23 protein-coding genes and 1 pseudogene are annotated in these 19,871 nt (G+C 64.6%); 18 read left to right on the top strand and 6 right to left on the bottom strand.

The window, feature by feature from the left end; translation table 11 throughout:
- Positions 1-162: 162 nt before the first annotated feature.
- Complete coding sequence (locus tag C448_RS02800) at positions 163-2,154, bottom strand: helix-hairpin-helix domain-containing protein (RefSeq protein WP_004051761.1); 1,992 nt, start codon at positions 2,152-2,154, stop codon at positions 163-165.
- Between the two features lie 272 nt (positions 2,155-2,426).
- Between C448_RS02800 and C448_RS15810 the strand changes: the two genes are divergently transcribed.
- From C448_RS15810 to C448_RS02775, 6 genes are all read left to right on the top strand, one after another.
- A complete protein-coding gene (locus C448_RS15810; protein ID WP_152415508.1) occupies positions 2,427-2,978 on the top strand; it encodes a hypothetical protein in 552 nt (183 codons plus the stop codon).
- A gap of 105 nt (positions 2,979-3,083) precedes the next feature.
- On the top strand, positions 3,084-3,941 hold the full coding sequence (larE, locus tag C448_RS02795; protein ID WP_004051758.1) for an ATP-dependent sacrificial sulfur transferase LarE: 858 nt from the start codon (positions 3,084-3,086) through the stop codon (positions 3,939-3,941).
- 58 nt (positions 3,942-3,999) lie between these two features.
- Positions 4,000-4,197, top strand: a complete 198-nt coding sequence (locus C448_RS02790; RefSeq protein ID WP_004051756.1) for a hypothetical protein — start codon at positions 4,000-4,002, stop codon at positions 4,195-4,197.
- Between the two features lie 71 nt (positions 4,198-4,268).
- Positions 4,269-4,658 (top strand): hypothetical protein, encoded by a 390-nt coding sequence (locus tag C448_RS02785; RefSeq protein WP_004051754.1) that lies wholly within the window; start codon positions 4,269-4,271, stop codon positions 4,656-4,658.
- Positions 4,659-4,719: 61 nt separating this feature from the next.
- Positions 4,720-4,932 carry a DUF4177 domain-containing protein gene (locus C448_RS02780; protein WP_004051753.1) on the top strand — a complete coding sequence of 71 codons (213 nt, stop codon included), beginning with the start codon at positions 4,720-4,722 and terminating at the stop codon, positions 4,930-4,932.
- Positions 4,929-5,972: a hypothetical protein gene (locus C448_RS02775; RefSeq protein WP_004051752.1), complete on the top strand. Its 1,044-nt coding sequence runs from the start codon at positions 4,929-4,931 to the stop codon at positions 5,970-5,972. Before C448_RS02780 ends, C448_RS02775 begins: the two co-directional genes overlap by 4 nt.
- A gap of 15 nt (positions 5,973-5,987) precedes the next feature.
- On the opposite strand, the gene C448_RS02770 is transcribed toward C448_RS02775, so the two are convergent.
- Positions 5,988-6,599 carry a histidine phosphatase family protein gene (locus tag C448_RS02770; protein WP_004051751.1) on the bottom strand — a complete coding sequence of 204 codons (612 nt, stop codon included), beginning with the start codon at positions 6,597-6,599 and terminating at the stop codon, positions 5,988-5,990.
- Between the two features lie 102 nt (positions 6,600-6,701).
- Here C448_RS02770 and glmM point away from each other — a divergent pair, with 102 nt between their 5' ends.
- A complete protein-coding gene (gene glmM / locus C448_RS02765) occupies positions 6,702-8,030 on the top strand; it encodes a phosphoglucosamine mutase (RefSeq protein ID WP_004051750.1) in 1,329 nt (442 codons plus the stop codon).
- Here the strand turns inward: glmM and C448_RS16235 are convergent.
- On the bottom strand, positions 8,027-8,185 hold the full coding sequence (locus C448_RS16235; RefSeq protein ID WP_004051749.1) for a DUF7563 family protein: 159 nt from the start codon (positions 8,183-8,185) through the stop codon (positions 8,027-8,029). The genes glmM and C448_RS16235 overlap by 4 nt on opposite strands.
- Before the next feature lie 197 nt (positions 8,186-8,382).
- On the opposite strand from C448_RS16235, the gene C448_RS02760 reads away from it, so the two are divergent.
- The 3 genes from C448_RS02760 to C448_RS02750 are packed head-to-tail and all read left to right on the top strand — an operon-like array spanning position 8,383 to position 11,046.
- Entirely contained in the window at positions 8,383-9,468 is a 1,086-nt protein-coding gene (locus C448_RS02760; protein WP_049916030.1) for an ABC transporter ATP-binding protein, read from the top strand.
- Positions 9,461-10,246, top strand: coding sequence for an ABC transporter permease subunit (locus C448_RS02755; protein ID WP_004051747.1), 786 nt, complete (start codon positions 9,461-9,463; stop codon positions 10,244-10,246). Before C448_RS02760 ends, C448_RS02755 begins: the two co-directional genes overlap by 8 nt.
- Positions 10,243-11,046 (top strand): ABC transporter permease subunit, encoded by an 804-nt coding sequence (locus C448_RS02750; RefSeq protein WP_004051746.1) that lies wholly within the window; start codon positions 10,243-10,245, stop codon positions 11,044-11,046. Before C448_RS02755 ends, C448_RS02750 begins: the two co-directional genes overlap by 4 nt.
- A gap of 170 nt (positions 11,047-11,216) precedes the next feature.
- Here the strand turns inward: C448_RS02750 and C448_RS02745 are convergent, their stop codons facing one another.
- A complete protein-coding gene (locus C448_RS02745; protein WP_004051745.1) occupies positions 11,217-11,384 on the bottom strand; it encodes a hypothetical protein in 168 nt (55 codons plus the stop codon).
- Positions 11,385-11,615: 231 nt separating this feature from the next.
- Here C448_RS02745 and larB point away from each other — a divergent pair, with 231 nt between their 5' ends.
- The 7 genes from larB to C448_RS02715 all read left to right on the top strand — a co-directional run bounded on the left by larB (position 11,616) and on the right by C448_RS02715 (position 17,274).
- Positions 11,616-12,380, top strand: coding sequence for a nickel pincer cofactor biosynthesis protein LarB (gene larB, locus C448_RS02740; RefSeq protein WP_004051744.1), 765 nt, complete (start codon positions 11,616-11,618; stop codon positions 12,378-12,380).
- A 115-nt stretch (positions 12,381-12,495) separates the two neighbouring features.
- Complete coding sequence (locus tag C448_RS16230; RefSeq protein ID WP_004051743.1) at positions 12,496-12,645, top strand: DUF7563 family protein; 150 nt, start codon at positions 12,496-12,498, stop codon at positions 12,643-12,645.
- A 9-nt stretch (positions 12,646-12,654) separates the two neighbouring features.
- Complete coding sequence (locus C448_RS02735; RefSeq protein ID WP_004051742.1) at positions 12,655-12,894, top strand: GIY-YIG nuclease family protein; 240 nt, start codon at positions 12,655-12,657, stop codon at positions 12,892-12,894.
- A 36-nt stretch (positions 12,895-12,930) separates the two neighbouring features.
- Positions 12,931-14,313: a phosphohexomutase domain-containing protein gene (locus C448_RS02730; RefSeq protein WP_004051741.1), complete on the top strand. Its 1,383-nt coding sequence runs from the start codon at positions 12,931-12,933 to the stop codon at positions 14,311-14,313.
- 182 nt (positions 14,314-14,495) lie between these two features.
- Entirely contained in the window at positions 14,496-15,656 is a 1,161-nt protein-coding gene (locus C448_RS02725; RefSeq protein ID WP_004051740.1) for a multicopper oxidase domain-containing protein, read from the top strand.
- 5 nt (positions 15,657-15,661) lie between these two features.
- Positions 15,662-16,669 (top strand): halocyanin domain-containing protein, encoded by a 1,008-nt coding sequence (locus C448_RS02720; protein WP_049916029.1) that lies wholly within the window; start codon positions 15,662-15,664, stop codon positions 16,667-16,669.
- A 257-nt stretch (positions 16,670-16,926) separates the two neighbouring features.
- Entirely contained in the window at positions 16,927-17,274 is a 348-nt protein-coding gene (locus tag C448_RS02715) for a group I truncated hemoglobin (protein WP_004051738.1), read from the top strand.
- A 147-nt stretch (positions 17,275-17,421) separates the two neighbouring features.
- Here C448_RS02715 and C448_RS02710 read toward each other — a convergent pair.
- A pseudogene (locus C448_RS02710) lies at positions 17,422-18,280 on the bottom strand (IS5 family transposase).
- A 227-nt stretch (positions 18,281-18,507) separates the two neighbouring features.
- Here C448_RS02710 and C448_RS15805 point away from each other — a divergent pair.
- Positions 18,508-19,005 carry a hypothetical protein gene (locus C448_RS15805; RefSeq protein ID WP_152415507.1) on the top strand — a complete coding sequence of 166 codons (498 nt, stop codon included), beginning with the start codon at positions 18,508-18,510 and terminating at the stop codon, positions 19,003-19,005.
- 133 nt (positions 19,006-19,138) lie between these two features.
- Here C448_RS15805 and C448_RS02700 read toward each other — a convergent pair whose 3' ends face one another.
- Entirely contained in the window at positions 19,139-19,861 is a 723-nt protein-coding gene (locus C448_RS02700; protein ID WP_004051736.1) for a hypothetical protein, read from the bottom strand.
- Positions 19,862-19,871: the final 10 nt, after the last annotated feature.

The following is a 19,871-nucleotide window of genomic DNA, read 5'->3' as shown; positions in this document are numbered from 1 at the left end:
ACGGCATAACTGCTGGTACAACCGGAGTTTCGTTTGCCGCGGTTGCGGCGGCACGCGACTCCCGTCCGTGTCGTGATTCGCGGTAAGTCGATCAGCGGTTCCACTCGTGTAGACAGCCGTTCGGGAGCGCGATGGCGGATCGGACGCGTGACACCGACCCGACTACTCGAACTTCCCCAGCAGTTTCTCGTAGAACCCGTCGGTGTCGTCGTCGGACTCCGTGGCGAGCTTCTCGACGATGAGTTCGGGCGTCGAGCGCGCGAGCACGTCCTTCTTCGGCGAGCGCTCGACGACCAGTTCCCCGTTTTCGAGCCCGACGGCCTCGATCCCGTCGATCGAGACCGAGAAATCGGCCGCCTCGCTGATCTCGCCGGCGAGATGTGAGACGAACACGCCCGTCGTACTGCCGGCGAGCTCCTCCAGGATGCCGGCGATGATCGTCGCCGACGCGCCGGGTTCGGTGATGCTTTCGAGTTCGTCGACGAGGACGAGCCGGTGTGTCCCGCCCGCGACGAGGCCGGCGAACTCCCGGAGGGTGGCCTCGAACGCGCCCGCATCGAGCGTGCCCTGGCTCTTCTCCTGGTAGTGCAGCGCCTCGTAGCGCTCGATGCGTACCGAGTCGGCGGGGACGGGCAACCCCATATGCGAGAGTACCGTCACGAGCGCGAGCAGGTCGAGCGTCGAGGTCTTGCCCCCCGAGTTCACGCCCGAGAGGAGGGTCGGCCCCGATACCTCGTAGTCGATCGGCTCGACCTCCGCGAAGGCGCAGTCGAGCAGCGGCGAGCAACCACCCTCGATGGCGATGCCCGAGTCCCCGAACTCGGGGAGCACGCAGTCGAAGTCACGGGCGAAGCGTGAAACGGCGAGTTCGACGTCGCGCGCGAGCGCTGCCCGAACGAGTTCGTCACAGCCCTCGCGCATGCCGGCGAGATCGGCCGCGAGATCGCGCTTCAATCGACTTGCCCGCCGATCGCGCGCCACCGTCAGGTCCTCGCGCAGTCGGTTGACGATCCCCTCGTCGTGCTCGACCGGAAACGTCGGTTCCTCGGGGAACGCGCGCGTCGCGAGTTCGGCTTCACTACTGTCGAGCGCCAGCGCATCGACGAGATGGTCGCGTGCGGCCTCGATGGCCGCAGCGTGTTCGTCCTCGAGCTCACGCGAGAGCAGCGAATCGACGCCCGCGCCCTGCTCGACCAGCGAGAGCAGATCGGCCCCCTCGATCGTGACGTCGCGCTCCTCGATGGCCTCCCGAAGCCGGTCGTTGGCGACGCTCTCAGCTGTGGAGACCGTCGCGTCCAAGTCGTCGACCGCCCGTTCCAATCTGTCGAGTTCCTCGTCGCCGATCACCGTTCCGTCGTCGTCGAGCTCCGCGAGTCGGTCGTCGAGCGCCGCGAGATCGAGGGATGAATCGAGCTCCGCGGCGCGGTGGACGGCACTCGCCGCGCGGATGCGCTCGCGGTTGTGCGCGAAGAAGGCGAGCGTGCGCTCGGGGACCACTTCTTCAGGACTGTCGAGCGCGTCCGGCATGACCCGCACGTCGCCGTCGATATCGACGCCGGCGAACGCCTCGTCGAGAACGATGACGGTCGCGTAGCCGCGCGCGAGATCCGCCAGCCCGCGCGTGTCCTCGACGACCTCGACCGAGAGTTCCGGGAACGCCTCCTGGGCCTCGGCGTGGCGTTCGGCGTCCGCGGTCGCGAGACAGCGCTCGCGAATCCGCTCCGCTGGCGGGGATTCGAGCGGTCCGACGCCGACGAGCGCGTCCAAGGTTTCGGGATCGGGCTCGCGCTCCATCGCCCGCTCGACCCATTCTCGGACCTCCTCGATGCGCGAGGCGCTCCCCGTTGGAAAGAGGGTCTCCAGTCGGTGGGCGGCGTCGTCCGTGACCGCGCGCTCCTGGAGGAGATCGAGTACGGCACGATGGATCTCCCGCGCGCGATCGGTGGCGAGGAAGGTCCCCGAATCGTCGTGTTCGGCACGGATGGCCGCGCGGGCGATGGCCGCCGCCCGTCCCGGCGTGATCTCCGGTGCGCGCGCGAGCGCCGCCACGTCGCCCTCTCGCAGCGCGCGCTCCGGCTCCTCGATCGACTGGAGGCGTGCCGCGGTCTTCTCCCCGACCCCGGAGATTGCAGTAAGATCTTCGAACGAGTCCATGGCTTTATTTCTCCGTTATAAATGTTCGATGCTGGCAACAGCCATAAAGGATGAGCGACCACGGGACAATATGGAAGGTAGTGCCGACATTACTGACGAAGATGCTGGGTTGATTGTTGAGTTTTTGGATGCCAACAATCCAAATATTGATCCTGTCCAAGTAAAGTGTGAACTACAACCATATGATAATGTAGTTTTTGGTCCCCTATCTTCCGGGCTACTGATAGGTTATAGTTAGAACTAAGTTTGTGTTCCCATAATATTGTAACAATATGCCAGTATTTGGCTCAAATATTGATCCTGCAACTGCTGCGATAATTGCTGCATTTCTTGGATCACTCACGACATTTGGTGCAGGATACATCAAACAATATCTGCAACGCCGCAGAAGAAAAGACCGAGTGAGACGTTCACTCTTGACGGAAATGAAGAATATGGAACGACTAGAGACAATGAATGAAGACAAACCAGACGCAATTACAGTAGAGAACATGGGTCATCTGCCATCCTATTCTCATTTCCCTACCGATGCTTATGAATCCCTAATCAGTGAGATACAGTTACTCACAAAAGAGGAGACCGAAGCGGTTGTTGATTTCTATGCTAGTCTGAAAGACCTCATAGATGTGATAGATAAAACAAAGAATTTGATGGAGCATGAAAATACAGACCCTCAAGAAGCGGTTGATCGCACAGCGATGGCATATGGGTTTCTCGCTGGGACACAAGAGAAGAAAGAAACTGCTGAGAAAATACTATCAGATAATCTTTCAGGAAGACAAGTTAAAGACAGCGATGGTGATTCTGAAAACGGACAAGATTGAAACCAATATAGATAATTTACATACTTCTCCAGATCTTATAATATATAGAGCGTCAAAGCAGCGCACGAGCGCCGTGCTTTTGGCGCGCGGCCACCCATCAAGAGCATGAGCGTCCGAGAGAAAGCGGTCGCCGCACGCGAGGATCTCGCGGGGCGCGACGGCGTGCTCGTCGCCTTTTCCGGCGGCGTGGATTCGAGCGTCGTCGCGGCGCTGGCTCACGACGCGCTCGGCGACGACGCGGTAGCCTGCACCGCCAAAAGCGAGACGTTACCCGACGCCGAGCTCGGCGGGGCCAGCGAGGTCGCCGAGGAGATCGGGATCCGCCACGAGGTCGTCGAGTTCTCCGAGCTCGACAGTCAAGAATTCGTCAAGAACGACGGCGAGCGCTGCTATCACTGCCGGACGATGCGGCTGTCGGCGATGTTCGACGCCGCCCGCGAGCTGGGAATCGAGACCGTCTGTGACGGGACGAACGCCGCCGATCCGGGCGGGGGCCACCGGCCCGGCCTTCGCGCCGTCGAGGAGCTGAACGCCTACTCGCCGCTGCTCGAACACGGGATCACCAAGGAGGGGGTCAGGGAGATCGCCCGTGAGTACGACCTCTCGGTCTCGGAAAAACCCTCGATGGCGTGTCTCTCCTCGCGGATTCCGACGGGGCTCGAAGTCACTGAGGAGCGGCTGACGCGCGTCGAGAAGGCCGAAACCCTGCTGCGAACCTGGGGGTTCGAGCAGTTCCGCGTGCGCGATCACGACGGCCTGGCCCGCATCGAGGTCGCGCCCGACGAGCTGGAGCGCGCGCTCGATCCCGACTTCGCCCGCGCGGCCCGTGAGCATCTCTCCGATATCGGCTTCGAGCACGTCACGCTCGATCTGGAGGGGTATCGAACCGGCAGCGTCAGTCCCGGCGAGGGAGGTGGGGACGATCTCGACCTCGGTGCGGAGTACCCCACCCCAGAGGACTGAAGCGCGCACGCGCTGCCGTCGGAGAAAGATTCATTGATCGCCGGTCGAAATATTTCGTATGGGCGTTCGGCTCGATCGAGAGAGCTTCGACGACGCGCGACGCGCAGAGGTGGGAGTGGTCGCCGGCGCGACGGGGACGGTCGTCGCCATCGGTTCCGGCGCGAGCGGCCCCGTTGAGATCGCGCTGGTGACAGGTCTCGTCGCGCTCGTCCTCAACTACGGGATCATGCTGACGACGATGATCGAACGGAGCTGACGGGGCGGGCGTTTCGGTCCGGTAGTTATACCGACCAGAATTGTTTTCCTCGCGACGGATGAACGACGGATATGGTCGGAGCCCCGCGTCGTGCCCTCGCGATCGTGCTCGTCGTCGTGCTCGTTTCCAGCGGCTGTCTCACACTCGGACCGTCGATATCGGCGGATACGGACGGCTCGGCGGTCTTCGAGAGCCTCTCGGCCGAGGAGCCCTGGGCGAGCGAGCACGTCCGCGTGAACGCCACGCTGCGCTCGACGCCGGCGGCGGGCAACGTCACGACGATCACGATCATCGGCGAGAGCGGTGAGGAGTACGACACGGTGAGCGTCGCGTCGGGCCAGAGCGTCGTCCCGCTCTGGATCCCCGCCAACCGGAACGCGACGCTCGTCGCCTCCAACAGCGTGAACTCGACGACGCTCGACACGCTCAACGTTTCGACCGGCGGGAACCAGCTCCCTTGAACTAGCGGCGAGTCGTGAGGCAGACGTGGGGACTTTTACTGTCGCCGAGTCTGGACGGCACATGGACGATCAGGACTCCCGGCGGTGGGAGTACGAAATTCTCAGGCCGCCGCGCGACGAGACGAAAAAGGAGGCCGCCAACCCGAAGGCCGCGATCAACGAACTGGCGGCCGAGGGCTGGCGACTCGTCGAGACGATCGACTACACCAGTGGGGGGACCAAGTATATCGTCTTCGAACGGCCCCGCTCGGCAGCGACGGGAGACGGGTCGTGACGGCCGACGTCGACGATTCTGCGGTCGACAAGGATCTCGACGTGAGCACGGCGAACACGATGCGCGAGCGCGCCAACGAGAGTCGCCTCAAACTCTGGATACTGCTCAAGGCCAACCGGCTCCTCGTCACGGCCGTGCTCGCGGTCTCGTTCTTCGTCGTCTTCGTTATCGGGGTTACGGTATTACCACCGCCGTTGATTCCCCAACTCAACAGCAGCGACACGATCGACACGCTCTTTTCGACGATGATCAGCGCGGTCATCACCGGTGTGACGCTCGTCGTCACCATCTCCCAGCTCGTGCTCTCACAGGAGAACGGCCCGCTGGGCGAACAGCGTCAGCGCATGGAGGACTCGATGGATTTCCGTGACTACACCGAGGAGCTGGTCGGAGCACCGAGCCCGGCCGATCCCTCGGCGTTCCTCCGGAACATCATCGACGTCTGTCAGGACCGCGCCGAGGCGATCCGCGACGGGTTCGGCGATATCGAAAGCGACCAGCTCCGGTGGGAGATCGACCAGTTCACCCAGAGCGTCATCGGCAACTCCGAGACCGTGCGCGACCAGCTTCAGGGAGGCACGTTCGGCAACTTCGACGTGGTGTTCGCCGCGCTGAACTACAACTACGGCTGGAAGATCTTCCAGATCGAACGACTGCTCAACGATCACGAGGCGGATCTCGGCGAGCGCGAGAACGAGCTGTTGAACGAACTGAAGACGGCGCTCTCGATGTTCGGCCCGGCGCGCGAACACGTCAAGACGCTCTACTTCGAGTGGGCGCTGACGTCGCTCTCGCAGCTGATCCTCTACGCGGCGCTGCCGGCACTCGCCGTCGCCGGCATCATGATGGTGATCGGCGAGGCGGGGACGTTCCCCGGGAGCACGCTCGGCATCGAGAACATCGCGCTGTTGGTCGGTGCCAGCCTGACGGTGACGCTGCTGCCGTTCCTGCTGCTCGTCTCCTACATCTCCAGGATCGTGACGCTCGCCAAACGGACGCTCGCCATCGAGCCGCTGATCCTCCGGGAGTCCCAGCGGTAGGGCGATCGACCGGCTCTACGCCGATTCGCGATAGCTCGTGTCGTTCCGTCGAACCAGCTCGAACCCGTCCGCCGTGGGTCGACACTCGTTCACCGCACAGTTGTCCTGTGAGTGCTCGTCGAGAACCGTCGCGTAATCGCCTTCCAGAACGTGGCTACAGACCGCGTAGAGCGGCCCACCGTGAGTGACGACCAGCACCGTGTCGTCGCCAGCGAGCGCATCGAAGCCAGCGAGCACGCGCTCACGCAGGTCGAGCAGGCTCTCGCCGCGCTCGGGCGTCGCCGCGAGCGCCGACTCGCCCGACTGATCCACGGAGAACGCGGGATACTCCTCGAACATCGTCTCGTAGGTCAGCCCCTGATAGACGCCGAAATCGCGCTCGCGCCAGCGCTGCTCGAACGTCGGTTCGGGCTCGACACCCGCCTGCTGAATGCGCTCGGCCGTTTCGCGTGTCCGTCGGAGATCGGAGGCGATCACTCGATCGAACGCGTAGCGCGCGGCGAGGTGCTCGCCGGCGCGGGTCGCCTGCTCGCGCCCGCGCTCGGACAGCGGCGTCGGTGCCCAGCCCTGAAGGCGTCGCTCGGCGTTCCAGTCGGTTTCGCCGTGGCGAACGAGTACGATGGTCATGATCTGTGTGCGTCGGCCGTCCGAAAGAACGTTCGTATCCGAATCGCGGGGCGGCGTGGTCGCGTGAGTCAGCGTTTTGTATGGCTCGACATTCGAACGACTATGTTCGGCACCAGCGGTATCCGGGGACCGGTCGGCGAGGAAGTCACCGCGGCGCTCGCCCTCGACGTTGGGCGCGCGCTCGGCATCGACTCCGAGCGTGTCGTCGTCGGACGCGACCCGCGCGCAAGTGGCCGTCTCCTGACCGACGCGCTGACGGCCGGCCTGCGCGAGTCCGGCACCGACGTCCTGGACGCGGGGCTGGCGGCGACGCCGACGGTGGCCCGGGCTGTCGGCTGGCAGGATGCCGACGCAGGCGTCTCGGTGACGGCGAGCCACAACCCGGCACCGGACAATGGACTCAAACTCTGGCAACCGAGCGGACAGGCCTTCGACGAGGAGCGACGCGAGGAGATCGCCCGGCGCGTGCGCGATGGAGAGTCGAGCCTCGTCCCGTGGGACGAGCTCGGCGAGCGATGCGAGATCGACGCGGGCGAGCACCACCTGGACGTGCTCGGCGAAGTCGAGATCGACGACCCGCCGTCGGTGATCGTCGATCTCGGCAACGGTGCCGGCGGGCTCACGGTCGAGGCGCTCCAGGAACTCGGCTGCGAGGTCGAGACGCTCAACGCCCAGCCCGACGGCTCCTTCCCGGGACGACCCTCGGAGCCCACCGCCGAGAATTGCGAGTCGCTTCGCGCGCTCGTGGAGGCGAACGACGCCGCGGTGGGACTCGCCCACGACGGCGACGCCGACCGCATGCGTGCCGTGACCGGCGAAGGGGAGTTCATCCCGGGCGACGTCCAGCTCGCACTCTTCGCCCGCGAGGCAGTCGCCGAGAGCGACGTCGACGACCCCCAGGTTGCCGTCCCCGTCGACACGAGCCTCGCGGTCGACGACGCGCTCGCGCCGGCGGCATCGGTGACACACACGAGGGTGGGTGACGTCTTCGTCGCCGAGCGCGCGACCGATGCGGACGTGGTCTTCGGCGGCGAACCGAGTGGCGCGTGGATATGGCCCACACAGACTCTCTGTCCCGACGGCCCGCTCGCGGCCGTTCGGTTGGTGGCCCTCGCCGCCGAGCGTCCGCTCGCCGAACGCGTCGCCGAGATCGAGACGTACCCGATTCGCCGCGAGAGCGTCGAGGTCGCGGAGAAAGGCCAGGTGATGGAGCGCATCGAGAAGCAGGTGACTGCGGAGTACGACGACGTGCGGACGCTCGACGGCGTTCGGATCGATTTCGACGATGGCTGGATCCTAGTGCGAGCGAGTGGGACACAGCCGCTCGTGCGGATCACCGCCGAGGCGCGCGACGAGGGGCGCTGTGAGGAACTGTTCGAGCTGGCGAGCGCTGTCGTCGCGGATGCACGTCAGAAGGAGGGGTCGGGTTAACTTCGCCGCGTCGAGCGCGCCTGTCTGACGTCCGCGCCGTCGCGGATCTTGTCCTCACACTGGGGACAGACGCGTGGTTCGTCGATGCCGCTTGGGGTGAACACTCGCGCATACGCCGCCGTCACGAACGCACCACAGTTCTGGCATTCCGGCATACAGTGTCATTTCGTGCCATCCAATATATAGGCGACGATACGCTCGCGGCCGGTCTCCGGGTTCCTGTCGGCCGTACGACCGCTCTTCGTGGCAGTCTCGTCGTGGAGCGAAAATCGCGGATCGAGCGGTCGTGAAAACGAATCGGACGAACGTTCATGTGTTCATCGAGCGTAGCGATCGGGACGGGCCGAGAACCATGGCTGCAATCACAACCGAGGGGCTGACCAAACACTACGGCGACGTCCGGGCCAACGAGGAGCTCTCTTTCGAGGTGCGCGAGGGCGAGGTGTTCGGCTATCTCGGGCCGAACGGCGCGGGCAAGTCAACCACGATCCGTACGCTGATGGGCTTCCAGTCGCCGACGAGCGGGAGCGCAACGGTGTTGGGCCACGACGTCACCGATCGGAAAGCGATGATCGAGGCCAAGCGCCACCTGGGATACGTTCCCGCCGAGATGGGGTTCGACGAGGACGTCACCGGCAACCGATTTCTGCGCTACCAGGCGTCACTCAAGGGTGACAGCCGGAGCGAAGAGTTGTTGGAGCTGTTCGATCCCCCGATGGACCGGGAGATCGGCGAGTATTCGACAGGCAACAAGCGCAAACTCGCCATCGTGCTCGCGTTCATGCACGACCCTGATCTCGTCATCATGGACAAGCCCACCTCGGGGCTCGATCCGCTGATGCAGGAGCGCTTCTACGAGTTCATCCGCGACGAGCAGGCGAGGGGAAAGACGTTCTTCTTCTCCTCGCACATCCTGAGCGAGGTCCAGAAGATCTGCGATCGGGTTGGCGTCATCCGGAACGGCCATCTCGTCGAGCTCGAAGACGTCGAAACCCTGCTCGATCGTGGCGGCAAGCGCGTCTCGGTGCGCGTCGCCGACCCCGTCGACAGAGAGGCGTTCGCCATCGAGGGCGCACACGACGTGAGCGTCGCCGGTGACGAGCGATCGCCCCAGCCGACCACGGCCGATGGGGGCGAGAGCGGCGACGGGGCGCGAACCGCGAGCGATCGGCCGTCGTCCGCCGACGAACCATCCGGGAACGGGAATTCCTCGTCGGGCGGCCGCGACGGCACGAGCGTGAGCTTCACGTTTACCGGCGACTACAACGATCTCCTCTCGCATCTCGTGGCGTACGATATCCTCGATCTCGACATCGCGGACGCGCCCCTGGAAGACGTGTTCATGCGTTTCTACGGCGAGGTCGATCCCGACACGGAGTCGGCGGCCGGCGGGACGGCCGAAGCGGAATCGAGCCCGGAGGAGAGCGCGGATGTTTGAGGTCGCGCGCTACGAGGGCGAGCGCCGGGCGATGCTCGCGCTCACGATCGTGGTCGCGGCGGCGTTCTACGGCACGATGTTCGTGGCGATCGCCCCCTCGTTCACCGACCTCGATCTGGCGAGCCTCTTCGCCGAGCTCCCCAAACAGCTCACGGAGGGGCTCGGCATCGAGAGCATGAACACCCTTTCCGGCATCCTCTCGGTCGAGCTCTACCAGGTCGGCTGGCTGCTCGTGCTCGGCATCTACCTCGCGTACAACGCGGCCTCGATGATCGCCGGCGAGATCGAGTCCGGCCGGATCGACAGCCTGCTCGCCGCGCCGGTTTCGCGGACGCGACTCGCCGGCGAGGAGTTCCTCTCGCTACTGCTCCCGATCCTCGCGATCAACGCGGTCACACCGATCGTGCTCTTCGTGGCTGCGAGCTTCCTCGACGAAACGCTCGATCCGGTGAACCTCGTCGTGCTGCACGCGCTCGCCGTCCCCTACCTGCTCTGCTGTGCGGCCGTCGGGTTCGTCTTCTCGGTGTTCCTCACGGACGAGAGCCACGCACGGATCGCCGCCGTCGGAACCCTCGTCGTCACGTATCTGCTCGAAACGGTGTTCATCGGCACCGATTACGAGGTTCTGGGAACCATCGCGCCAATGAACTACATCGATCCGACCGCGATCCTCGTCGACGGCAGCTACGACTTCGCGGGCGGGGCGATCCTGCTCGTGGCCGCGGCGGTGTTGGTGCTCGCCGGTCTCGTTCGGTTCGGGAGGATGGATATCGGATGACGCTCGACGTCTTCCGGTACGAGGGCGAACAACGAATCGCCGCCGCGCTCGGCCTCAGCGCGGCCTTCGGGCTCATGGGGCTCGCGTTCGTCGCCACCGCGCCGCTCGTGACGTCCGACGTCGCCACGAGCGCACAGTTCGAGCAGCTCACCACGCAGCTGCCACAGCCGTTCGTTCAGGCGTTCGGCCTCGAAAGCCTGTCGAGCGCCGAGGGGTTGCTCGCCGGCGAGTTCTACACCCTGTTCTGGAGCCTGTTCTTCGGCATCTATCTCGCCTACACCGCGGCGGGGTCGATCGCCGACGACGTCGAGACCGACCGGATGGACGTGCTGCTCTCCGCGCCGATCTCGCGGGGCGCGGTGGTGTTCGAGAAGTTCCTCGCGCTGCTCGTCCCGATCGTCACCGCGAGCGTCGTCACACCGGTGGTGATCGTCCTCGCTGCCGCGTACATCGACGTCACCGTTCCTCTCGCGGAGCTCGCCGTCCTCCACGCGCTCTCGATCCCGTATCTGCTCTGCTGTGGGGCGATCGGACTGGCGCTCTCGGTGTCTCTCGACGACGCCGACACCGCGAGAAACGCCGCCATCGGGCTGCTGTTCGCGCTGTATCTCTTCCAGTCGTTCGTTCCCGTGACGGACGTCGGCTGGCTGGCGAACGTCGCCCCGATGGCCCACTTCGACCCGAACGACATCCTGCTGGACGGTGTGTACGACGTCGCCGGCGCGGCCCTCCTGCTCGCCGCCACAGTCGTTTTGGTGGGACTGAGCCGGCTCCGCTTCATCCGGATGGACATCCAATGACACGTCCCGCGACGCGGCCCTGACGATCGAATCGGACTGTGACCATCGCCATTCGGTAAACGGATGAACGGGTTCGGCGATGACGCTACTGGCGATACTGCATTGATGTTCGACACGCCATAGCCGTCGCTGATCGGCGGTAAAATAGTTCGAAAATCGAGAGTTCGACCTTACAGGTCGCGCGGCTGCACGGTCTTGCGGTCGTTCTCGTCGGCGCGACGGGCGGCGTTTTCGAGCAGCGCCGAAACCTCCTCGTCGAGGGCATCGTAGAAGTCCGACGAGACATTCATGTCACTCAGCTCATCCTTCACGGCGGCTTTGACGATCAGGTCTGCCATACAGGGCCGTTTTCAAAAGGGCGCTTTATAAATATTGCCATAATCGCTCGATATCGGCGCTCTCGAAGCGGTTCATCCGGTCACCCGGGGTGATGGCGACGCCGGCGGTCGGAAAATACCACGATCGGCGTCGTGGAATCTACCGACGACGGCCGAAGCGGACCGCTGGTCGACGGCGGGCGGCCGTCGGAAAGACGACGAGGAGTAGTACGTCCAGCACCCAGGGAGCGCATGCGCGAAACGCTGGCCGCCCTCGCGGCGGGCGAGATCTCGATAGCGACCGCCGAGGCGCGCCTCGCGGGCTACGCGACGGGCGAGGCGGGACGGTTCGACGCCGCCCGCGAGACACGAAGCGGGGTGCCCGAGGCGGTGTTCGCCGAGGGAAAGACGACCGACGAGATCCACGAACTGCTCGATCTCGCCCTCGAAACGACGGGACGAGGGTTGGCCACCAGGATCGACGACGACACCGCCACGACGGTGCGTGACCGATTCGTCGACGACCGACCCACGGCGGAGATCGATCACGAGGCACGGGCGAACGTCCTCCGGGTGCGGACGGCCGATTTCGAGCCGCCAGTCCTGGAGGCGACGATCGGGATCGTCACCGCCGGCACGGTCGATGCGGGGCCGGCGGGCGAGGCGGCGGCCGTCGTCGGCGAGATGGGAGCCACCGTCGAGCGCTACGACGACGTCGGCGTCGCCGGCGTCCATCGGCTGTTCGACGAGCTCGACGAGCTCCGGGGAACGGACGTACTCGTGGTTGCCGCCGGGCGCGAGGGCGCGCTGCCGACCGTGATCGCCGGGCTCGTCGACGTTCCGGTGATCGCCTTGCCGACCGCCTCGGGCTACGGCTATGGAGGCGAGGGTGAGGCGGCGCTCGCCGGCGCGCTCCAGTCGTGTACCGCGCTCACGACCGTGAACGTCGATGCGGGGTTCGTCGCGGGCGCGCAGGCAGGGTTGATTGCACGGGCGCTCGACGGAGCACGAAAATGAGCGAAGACGGGCACGGAGGAGAGGGTTGTGCAGGGCCGATACCGCCGCGGAAAGGGTATTTACCGCGTGAGACCCTACAATCTACGTTGGCGAAACCACTGCCAGCACACCACACATGCCAGAATGTGACTACTGTGGCGAGCACGTCTCGGAGCAGTTCGAGCGGGTGTTCGCCGACGAGGACGGGCGGCTGTTCGCCTGTCCCGGCTGCGCGGCGAACGCCGGCATCGCCGAGGCGGCCAAAGAGCGTGCGAAAAACGCCTGAACGCCCTCCGTGAGCCACCACGTCTACATCGTCGAGTGTAGCGACGGCTCCCTCTACACCGGCTACACGACCGACGTCGAGCGACGGGTGGCCGAGCACAACGCCGGCACCGGCGCGAAATACACCCGCGGGCGGACGCCCGTCGAGCTGCGCTACACGGAGACGTTCGACTTGAAAGGGGCGGCGCTGTCGCGCGAACACGAGATCAAGGGGCTCTCGCGCAGCCGGAAAGAACAGCTGTGCGAGTGACGGGAAGTTTTTGTTCACGGCGGCGACACCGGAGGTATGGACGCTATCTCGTTCGGTACCGACGGCTGGCGGGCGACGCTCGACGTCTTTACCGCCCCTCGTGTGCGGATGGTCGGCCAGGCGGTCGCGACCCATCTCGACGGGCGCGACGCGCCGGTCGGCGTCTGCTACGACGCCCGTGAAAGTTCGCGTGGGTTCGCCGAAGAGCTCGCGCGCGTGCTCGCGGCCAACGGGTTCGACGTCCTCCTCCCCGAACGTGATCGCCCGACACCGCTGCTGGCCTGGGCGATCGACGATCGCGACCTCGCCGGCGGGCTGATGGTCACGGCCTCGCACAACCCCGCAGACTACAACGGCGTGAAGTTCATCCCCGACGACGGCGCGCCCGCGCTGCCCGAAGTCACGGAATCGATCGAGGCGAACCTCGCCGAGCCGGAACCGCTCCCCGAAGCGGAGTGGGGCACGATCCAGGAAACGGGTTTCGTCGCCTCGCACGCCGAGCACGCCCACGATCTCGTGGCGGAGTACGCCGACGAGGCCGCCCTCGACGACCTGACCGTCGCCTACGACGCCATGCACGGCAGCGGCCGTGGCGTCACCGACGAACTGCTCTCGGAGGCGGGTGCGTCGGTCGAGCGCCTGCGCTGCGAGCGCGCACCCGATTTCGGCGGCACGCCACCAGAACCGAGCGCCGAACATCTCACCGAATTGGCGACGCGCGTCCAGAACGGGGACGCGAGCCTCGGCATCGCCAACGACGGCGACGCCGACCGGCTCGCCGTGGTGACACCCGAACGGGGCCACCTCGACGAGAACCTGTTTTTCGCCGCGCTGTACGACTTCCTCCTGGAATCGGCATCGGGGCCGGCGGTGCGAACCGTCTCGACGACGTTTCTCATCGATCGGATCGCCGAGGCCCATGGCGAGTCGGTCGTCGAGACGGCGGTCGGGTTCAAGTGGGTCGCGCGGGCGATGGCCGAGGCGGGCGCACTCGTCGGCGGCGAGGAATCGGGTGGTTTCTCGGTCGACGGTCACGTCCGCGAGAAGGACGGCGTGCTGCTGGCGCTGCTCGCGGCGGCCGCCGAACGGGAGGAATCGCTCGACGACCGTGTCGATCGCCTGCTCGACGAGCACGGGGAGATCCACCAGTCGAAGATCAGCGTCGACTGCCCGGACGACGAGAAGGCGCGCGTGCTCGACGAGCTGGAGGGTGGGCTGCCCGATCGTGTCGCAGGCGAACCGGTCGCGGACATCGTGACCAAGGACGGATTCAAGACCGTACTCGAAAGCGGTGCGTGGCTGCTCGTCCGACCGAGCGGGACGGAGCCCGTACTCCGGGTCTACGCCGAGGCCGAAAGCGGGGAGCGGGTCGCGGCGTTGCTCGACGCTGGCGAAGAGCTGGTCGCGCCGCTCGTCTGAATCAGGCAGCGGCTATCGGACCGTCGGCGGGATGGCGCGCTCGTCGAAAGCCGATCGTGACGGAAACGTGCGAGATCGGCATGGAAATATATATCACTATCGACCACCAGTGGGCCGGTTCTCACTGGATGAAAATCGGGTTCGCGGTTTATTCAACTCTCATTCGAACGTACAACTGTATCATGACCGACCGCATCGGCGCTCCGGGGACGGGCATCTCACGGCGGGAGTTTCTGGCGGCGAGTGGTGGTGTCGGCACGGCGATGCTCGCCGGCTGCACGGCGGGCGGGCGGCAGTCGGCGACGAACCCGACGGTCGGCGAGCCGCCGGCGAACGTGAGCGGGAGCGACGGCAAGCTCCCGTACACATCCCCGCCCGAGGTCGTCCAGGTCGACGATCAGGGCGGGGAGGTGACGCTCGCCACCGAGCAGTGCAGACACGCAGTGCATCCGAAGGAGACGATGGGCGGGCCGATCGAACTTCCGCAGGTCTGGGCGTTCAAGGCCGACGACGGGCCGGCGAGCGTGCCGGGACCGATCCTCCGGACCACCGAGGGCAACGACATGGCGGTGACGCTCGACAACACCGACGGAATGCGCCCGCACACGGTCCACTTCCACGGCTCACAGAAGACCTGGAAGAACGACGGCGTGCCGACCACGACCGGGATCCAGGTCGAGCCGGGGGAGAAACACACCTACTCCATCCCGGCGAACGTCCCCGGCACGCACTTCTATCACTGCCACTACCAGACCCATCGCCACATCGATATGGGGATGTACGGCATCCTCCGCGTCGACCCGAGGGGGTACGAACCGGCCGACAAGGAGTACTTCATGACGGTCAAGGAGTGGGACTCCCGGCTCAATCGGATGATGGCCGGCGGGGACGCCCAGTACAGCCCGCGCGATCGCAACCCCGACGTGTTCACGATCAACGGCAAGAGCGCCCCACGCTCGTTCCACCCCGAGGACGGCTCGCCGATCATCGTCGACAAGGGCGACACCGTTCGGGTCCACTTCGTCAACGGCGGCTACATGTCCCACCCGCTGCACACCCACAACCACCGCTTCGAGGTGATCGAGCACGACGGCGGCGTGATTCCCGAGGTCGCCCGCTATGATCAGGACGTCACCAACGTCGCGCCCGCCGAGCGCCGCGTGATCGAGTTCACCGCCGACGCCGACCCGGGCATCTACCTCCTGCACTGCCACAAGGTCAACCACGTGATGAACGGCGACAGCTATCCCGGCGGGATGCTCGGCGCGATCGTCTACCGCGAGGCGATGGATTCCGACATCTTCGGCCAGCTCATGGAGTATGCCGGCTACGACGGGAAGTGATCGCGATGCAGGGAACCACAGCGGACCCGAGCGCGGCACGATGCGGTCGACGGGGGTTCCTGAAAGCCGCCGGCGGAACGGCCGTCGGCATCGGGGCGATCGGCGCGACGGCAGGGACCGCGAGCGCACAGGAGGGCGGCGCTGCGGGCTGGTTCGACGGCGTCAGCAATTTCGAAAAGGTGGTCGACAAGACGGGAACGAAGCAGACCGAAGTGGCCGTCGGCGCGAAAGGTAACGGCGGGAACTTCGCGTTCTCGCCGCCAGCCATCCGCGTCGATCCCGGGACGACGATCACGTGGAAGTGGACCGGCGAGGGCGGCGGCCACAACGTCGTCGCCGAGAGCGGGGCCTTCGAGAGCGAGATCGCGAGCGAGGCCGGCCACACGTTCGAGCACACTTTCGAGGAAAAGGGAGCGGTCAACTACGCCTGCGTACCCCATCGGAGCATGGGGATGCGCGGGGCGGTCCTCGTCGGGGCCGATGCAGCCGTCGGGAGCGGCGCGGAGAACGGTAGTGAGGAGTCGTCGTCGCCATACGGTGGCTGGCTCGACGATGTCGATGGTTTCGAGGAGGTCGTCGACGGAACGGGTCGCGATCGCGTCGAGATCGGGGTGGGCGCGCCGGGCAACGGCGGGATCTTCGCGTTCGACCCGCCGGCGATCCACATCGATCCCGGGACGACGATCGTCTGGCGACGGCTGGAGGAGAGCGAGGCGCTCACGGTCGTCGCCGACGACGAGTCGTTCTGGACCGATTTCAGCGGGACGGACGGGGAGACGTTCGAGTGGACGTTCACCGGCAATCGGGTGGTGAAATACTCCTGTCCGGCCTACGAGGAGCTCGGGATGAAGGGGTTGCTCGTCGTCGGCAACCCCGATCTCCCGTCGGCCGGCGACGTGCTCTCGACGCCGTGGGGCGGCGCGCTGGCCGGGAGCGGGCTGATGGCCGTTCTCTCGCCGCTCGTCTTCGGCGGGTTCCTCGCGGTTCGGAGGAGCCGCGATCGGGAGCCGTGAGCCACCGAATCGACGGGAAGCACCGATTCGCCGTCGGCCGGAACCCTCATCGTTCGCCGTCGGTGCGATGCCCGTCGATCGGTATCGAGCCAGTACCGTCGAACCACCATATCAGTATAATGAAGATCTGTGCGAGCGGGATTGGTGAAGGACGGTATTGTGGACCGTGGTTGTGATAGTCATTCGTCCCGAACGGGTTCGGGTGAAACTATTACCGTCTCCCCCACCTCGTCCTGATGATGCCAGCACGGAGTTCGATGTATCAGGAGATCGGTGGCAGCGAAGCCGTCGAAGCGGTCGTGGCGAACTTCTACGAGCGCGTCCTCGACGACCCGCTTCTCGAACCGTATTTCGAGGGCTACGACATGGAGGCGCTCTTCGCGCACCAGGTCCAGTTCGTGAGCGCCGTCGCCGGCGGCCCGGTCGATTACAGCGGCGACGACATGCAGAGCGCCCACGAGGGGATGGGAATCACGGGGACGGCGTTCTCGCACGTCGCCGGCCATCTCGCCGACGCAATGCGTGCGAACGGCGTCGCGGAACCCCACGTCGAGAGCATCATCGACGAGGTCGCGGCGCTCGAAGACGATATCGTCGGTCAGTAGCCCGTCCACTCACCGTCTCACCGTGGGATAGCCAAACGGGGTGTGATCGTACGGCCGTGTTTAATCGCATGACGGAAGTGGAATTTCCTGTTTTGCGGCCTCCTTAATGTTGTACACCGCACACATCAACGCGATCTCNGGCCGTGTTTAATCGCATGACGGAAGTGGAATTTCCTGTTTTGCGGCCTCCTTAATGTTGTACACCGCACACATCAACGCGATCTCACGAAATTCTCGATACCATGTCCGCGCTCGCAGGGCGACGCCCAGCGAGCGCTTGACCGAGGAGAAGACGGTTTCTGACATGGAGCGCTGGTGGTAGAGATCGTCGTCAATTCGGGCGTTGTGGGCGTGATCGTAGGGCTTGTTGATGCAGTGCTTGATCAACGGTCGGAGGTCAAGATCCTCACGGAGGTACTCACGCAGCCACGTGCAGTCGTAGCCTTTGTCAGCAGTGAGGATCTGCAACTCGTCCGCCTGCCGGCGGGCGNTGCTTGCAGATGTCGGCGTCACTTCCCTCTCTGGTGGTCGTACAGTGCAAATCGAGGATGATGTTTGTTTCTGTATCGACGAGTTTCGTGGCTTTGAGGTCCTGTACTTCGTATTTTGTCTTGTTGCAGTACGAGCGGCTCGCAGGCGAGCGCTCGAAGAACGTAGCGTCGATCGCTCCGATCGTCCCAGTGTTATGAAACTGCGCAGACTGCTGGAGAAGTGTCCGACAGACCGCCATCTCAATTCTATCGAAAGCGAGACATAACGTCGAGGGATGCGGGAGATCGGTCGGTTCAAGGCCGATCTCCCGCGATATTCGTGGCATTTCCGTCAACACATCGATCGTCATCCGGTAGGTCGTATCGAGGTAAATCCGGAGACAGTGGATGGATATCATCGCTGCATCGGTGAACCCGCCGCCACCTTCCGGGGCGGCGGGTTCGTCCCAATCATCGGCAACCCTTTTGACGGCGAAGACAACACGTTCGGTGAAGCGGAAGATTTGCGTTGACATACTTCGCCGTCTTCCGCTTCAACTCCGTCACTCTGGCGACCTGATCCGACGTTGTCTAGCGATTAAACACGGCCCTATCTACACCGCCATCGCCGATGTAGCCTTGAATGTAGTACGGATCGTTGTTGTATATCGCATCCGGGTATGTGGCGTTCTCTCTATCGGCTTCGGGACCGAGTTTCATTCCGACTTGATCGACATACACCCGATAATGTGACTCCCCGTCGTTGGCTGCGACGATCGTCAGGTTGTACGTACCGTCGGGTCTCGACCGATCCGTTTGCGTCGAGGACTGCGTCGGGATTGCAGTCGATGTCGCTGTCCGAGTGGCCGTCTTGGTCCGCGTTGGTGTCGATGTCTCCGTTGGCGTGGGTGTTGCCGTCGGCGTTTTCGTCGCCGTCTCCGTTGCAACAGTCGTCGGACTAGCTGTGGCTGTCGCGGTCTCCGTCGTCGTGGTCGCACCGGACGAATCGGGTGTCGCCGTCCCTTCTAGCACTGTTCTGGTCGTTTCCTGTGCGTTTGGATCGTCAGTGAGGCTCGAACAGCCGGCGGAGAGCACGAGCAGCATGATCAATGAGGCGACGACCGTCCGTCGCATCGGCGTGGTCGACATGGGTAGAAACTCATTGCCCTGCCTAATAACGCTACATGAACCACAATCCGCCTGTAGACGACTTCAGATGTCGACGGGCGTGTCTGCATCGTTTTCCACTGCGCGTTTTTGACCTCCATGGTTTTTCGCGCCCCGGACGGTGGCTTCGTGCACGAATCGCTCTTCGCATCTACCGCGTCGGGGGCAACCGCCGAGCTGCTTCCTTTCCTCGCATCGATAGCAACCAGTGAGCGCCGTCGATGCAGCTACGGGGTACAGGAATCCCTCGACTGTGGTTCGACGGTCATACAGAGTTCGCCGTCGTAGTAGACATTCAGCGGCACGTCGCCCTTGTTTTCGAGCGATCCGTAGTAGCCAGTGACGTAGTACGAGTCGGAGCCACCGTCGCCGACGTAGCCGTTGATCGTGATGTACGGTTCGGCGTCGATCCGGCGAATGTCATCGGGATGGTCGGCTTCGCCCGGTCGGTCGGCCTCGGGGCCGTACTTCGCGGAGCCGTCGAAGACCGTTTTGTAGGACGACGCTCCGTCGCCCGCCGCCTCGATGACGAGCACCTTGCGGTTGTCCGACGTCGTCGTTGCGGAGGTCGTCGCTGTCGGCGTTTCAGTTGCCGTCTCCGTCGGTGTCTCAGTTGCTGTCGGCGTTGCGGTGGGCGTCTCGGTCGGTGTTGCCGTCCGAGTGGTCGTCTCGGTTCGCGTCGGCGTGGATGTCGCCGTCTCCGTCGGTGTCGGTGTTGCGGTGGGCGTTTCAGTCGGTGTCTCCGTCGCAACAGTCGTCGGGATCGCTGTGGCCGTCGCCGTAGCCGTCGTGGTCGCGGCGGACGCATCGGGCGTTGCCGTCCCCTCCAAGACTGCATCGGTGGTTTCTCGCTCGATCGGATCTTCGGTGAGTTGCGAACAGCCCGCGGAGAGCACGAGCAGTACGATCAATGCGGCGACGATCGTTCGTCGCGTCGGTGTAGTCAGCATGGATGGGACT

The organism is Halococcus morrhuae DSM 1307 (assembly GCF_000336695.1).
Classification (GTDB): domain Archaea; phylum Halobacteriota; class Halobacteria; order Halobacteriales; family Halococcaceae; genus Halococcus; species Halococcus morrhuae.
Note: the sequence above shows the minus strand (reverse complement) of the source record. Positions and strands in the feature narration are given on the sequence as shown.

Excerpts from the sequence above, each read along its gene's own strand:
- larE (WP_004051758.1), top strand. The coding sequence starts at position 3,084 with ATGAGCGTCCGAGAGAAAGCGGTCGCCGCACGCGAGGATCTCGCGGGG.
- C448_RS02700 (WP_004051736.1), bottom strand. The coding sequence starts at position 19,861 with ATGCTGACTACACCGACGCGACGAACGATCGTCGCCGCATTGATCGTA.
- larB (WP_004051744.1), top strand. The coding sequence starts at position 11,616 with ATGCGCGAAACGCTGGCCGCCCTCGCGGCGGGCGAGATCTCGATAGCG.
- C448_RS02790 (WP_004051756.1), top strand. The coding sequence starts at position 4,000 with ATGGGCGTTCGGCTCGATCGAGAGAGCTTCGACGACGCGCGACGCGCA.
- C448_RS02715 (WP_004051738.1), top strand. The coding sequence starts at position 16,927 with ATGTATCAGGAGATCGGTGGCAGCGAAGCCGTCGAAGCGGTCGTGGCG.
- C448_RS02730 (WP_004051741.1), top strand. The coding sequence starts at position 12,931 with ATGGACGCTATCTCGTTCGGTACCGACGGCTGGCGGGCGACGCTCGAC.
- C448_RS02800 (WP_004051761.1), bottom strand. The coding sequence starts at position 2,154 with ATGGACTCGTTCGAAGATCTTACTGCAATCTCCGGGGTCGGGGAGAAG.
- C448_RS15810 (WP_152415508.1), top strand. The coding sequence starts at position 2,427 with ATGCCAGTATTTGGCTCAAATATTGATCCTGCAACTGCTGCGATAATT.
- C448_RS02785 (WP_004051754.1), top strand. The coding sequence starts at position 4,269 with ATGGTCGGAGCCCCGCGTCGTGCCCTCGCGATCGTGCTCGTCGTCGTG.
- C448_RS02720 (WP_049916029.1), top strand. The coding sequence starts at position 15,662 with ATGCAGGGAACCACAGCGGACCCGAGCGCGGCACGATGCGGTCGACGG.
- C448_RS02780 (WP_004051753.1), top strand. The coding sequence starts at position 4,720 with ATGGACGATCAGGACTCCCGGCGGTGGGAGTACGAAATTCTCAGGCCG.
- C448_RS02755 (WP_004051747.1), top strand. The coding sequence starts at position 9,461 with ATGTTTGAGGTCGCGCGCTACGAGGGCGAGCGCCGGGCGATGCTCGCG.
- C448_RS16230 (WP_004051743.1), top strand. The coding sequence starts at position 12,496 with ATGCCAGAATGTGACTACTGTGGCGAGCACGTCTCGGAGCAGTTCGAG.
- C448_RS02745 (WP_004051745.1), bottom strand. The coding sequence starts at position 11,384 with ATGGCAGACCTGATCGTCAAAGCCGCCGTGAAGGATGAGCTGAGTGAC.
- glmM (WP_004051750.1), top strand. The coding sequence starts at position 6,702 with ATGTTCGGCACCAGCGGTATCCGGGGACCGGTCGGCGAGGAAGTCACC.
- C448_RS02725 (WP_004051740.1), top strand. The coding sequence starts at position 14,496 with ATGACCGACCGCATCGGCGCTCCGGGGACGGGCATCTCACGGCGGGAG.
- C448_RS02750 (WP_004051746.1), top strand. The coding sequence starts at position 10,243 with ATGACGCTCGACGTCTTCCGGTACGAGGGCGAACAACGAATCGCCGCC.
- C448_RS16235 (WP_004051749.1), bottom strand. The coding sequence starts at position 8,185 with ATGCCGGAATGCCAGAACTGTGGTGCGTTCGTGACGGCGGCGTATGCG.
- C448_RS02770 (WP_004051751.1), bottom strand. The coding sequence starts at position 6,599 with ATGACCATCGTACTCGTTCGCCACGGCGAAACCGACTGGAACGCCGAG.
- C448_RS02760 (WP_049916030.1), top strand. The coding sequence starts at position 8,383 with ATGGCTGCAATCACAACCGAGGGGCTGACCAAACACTACGGCGACGTC.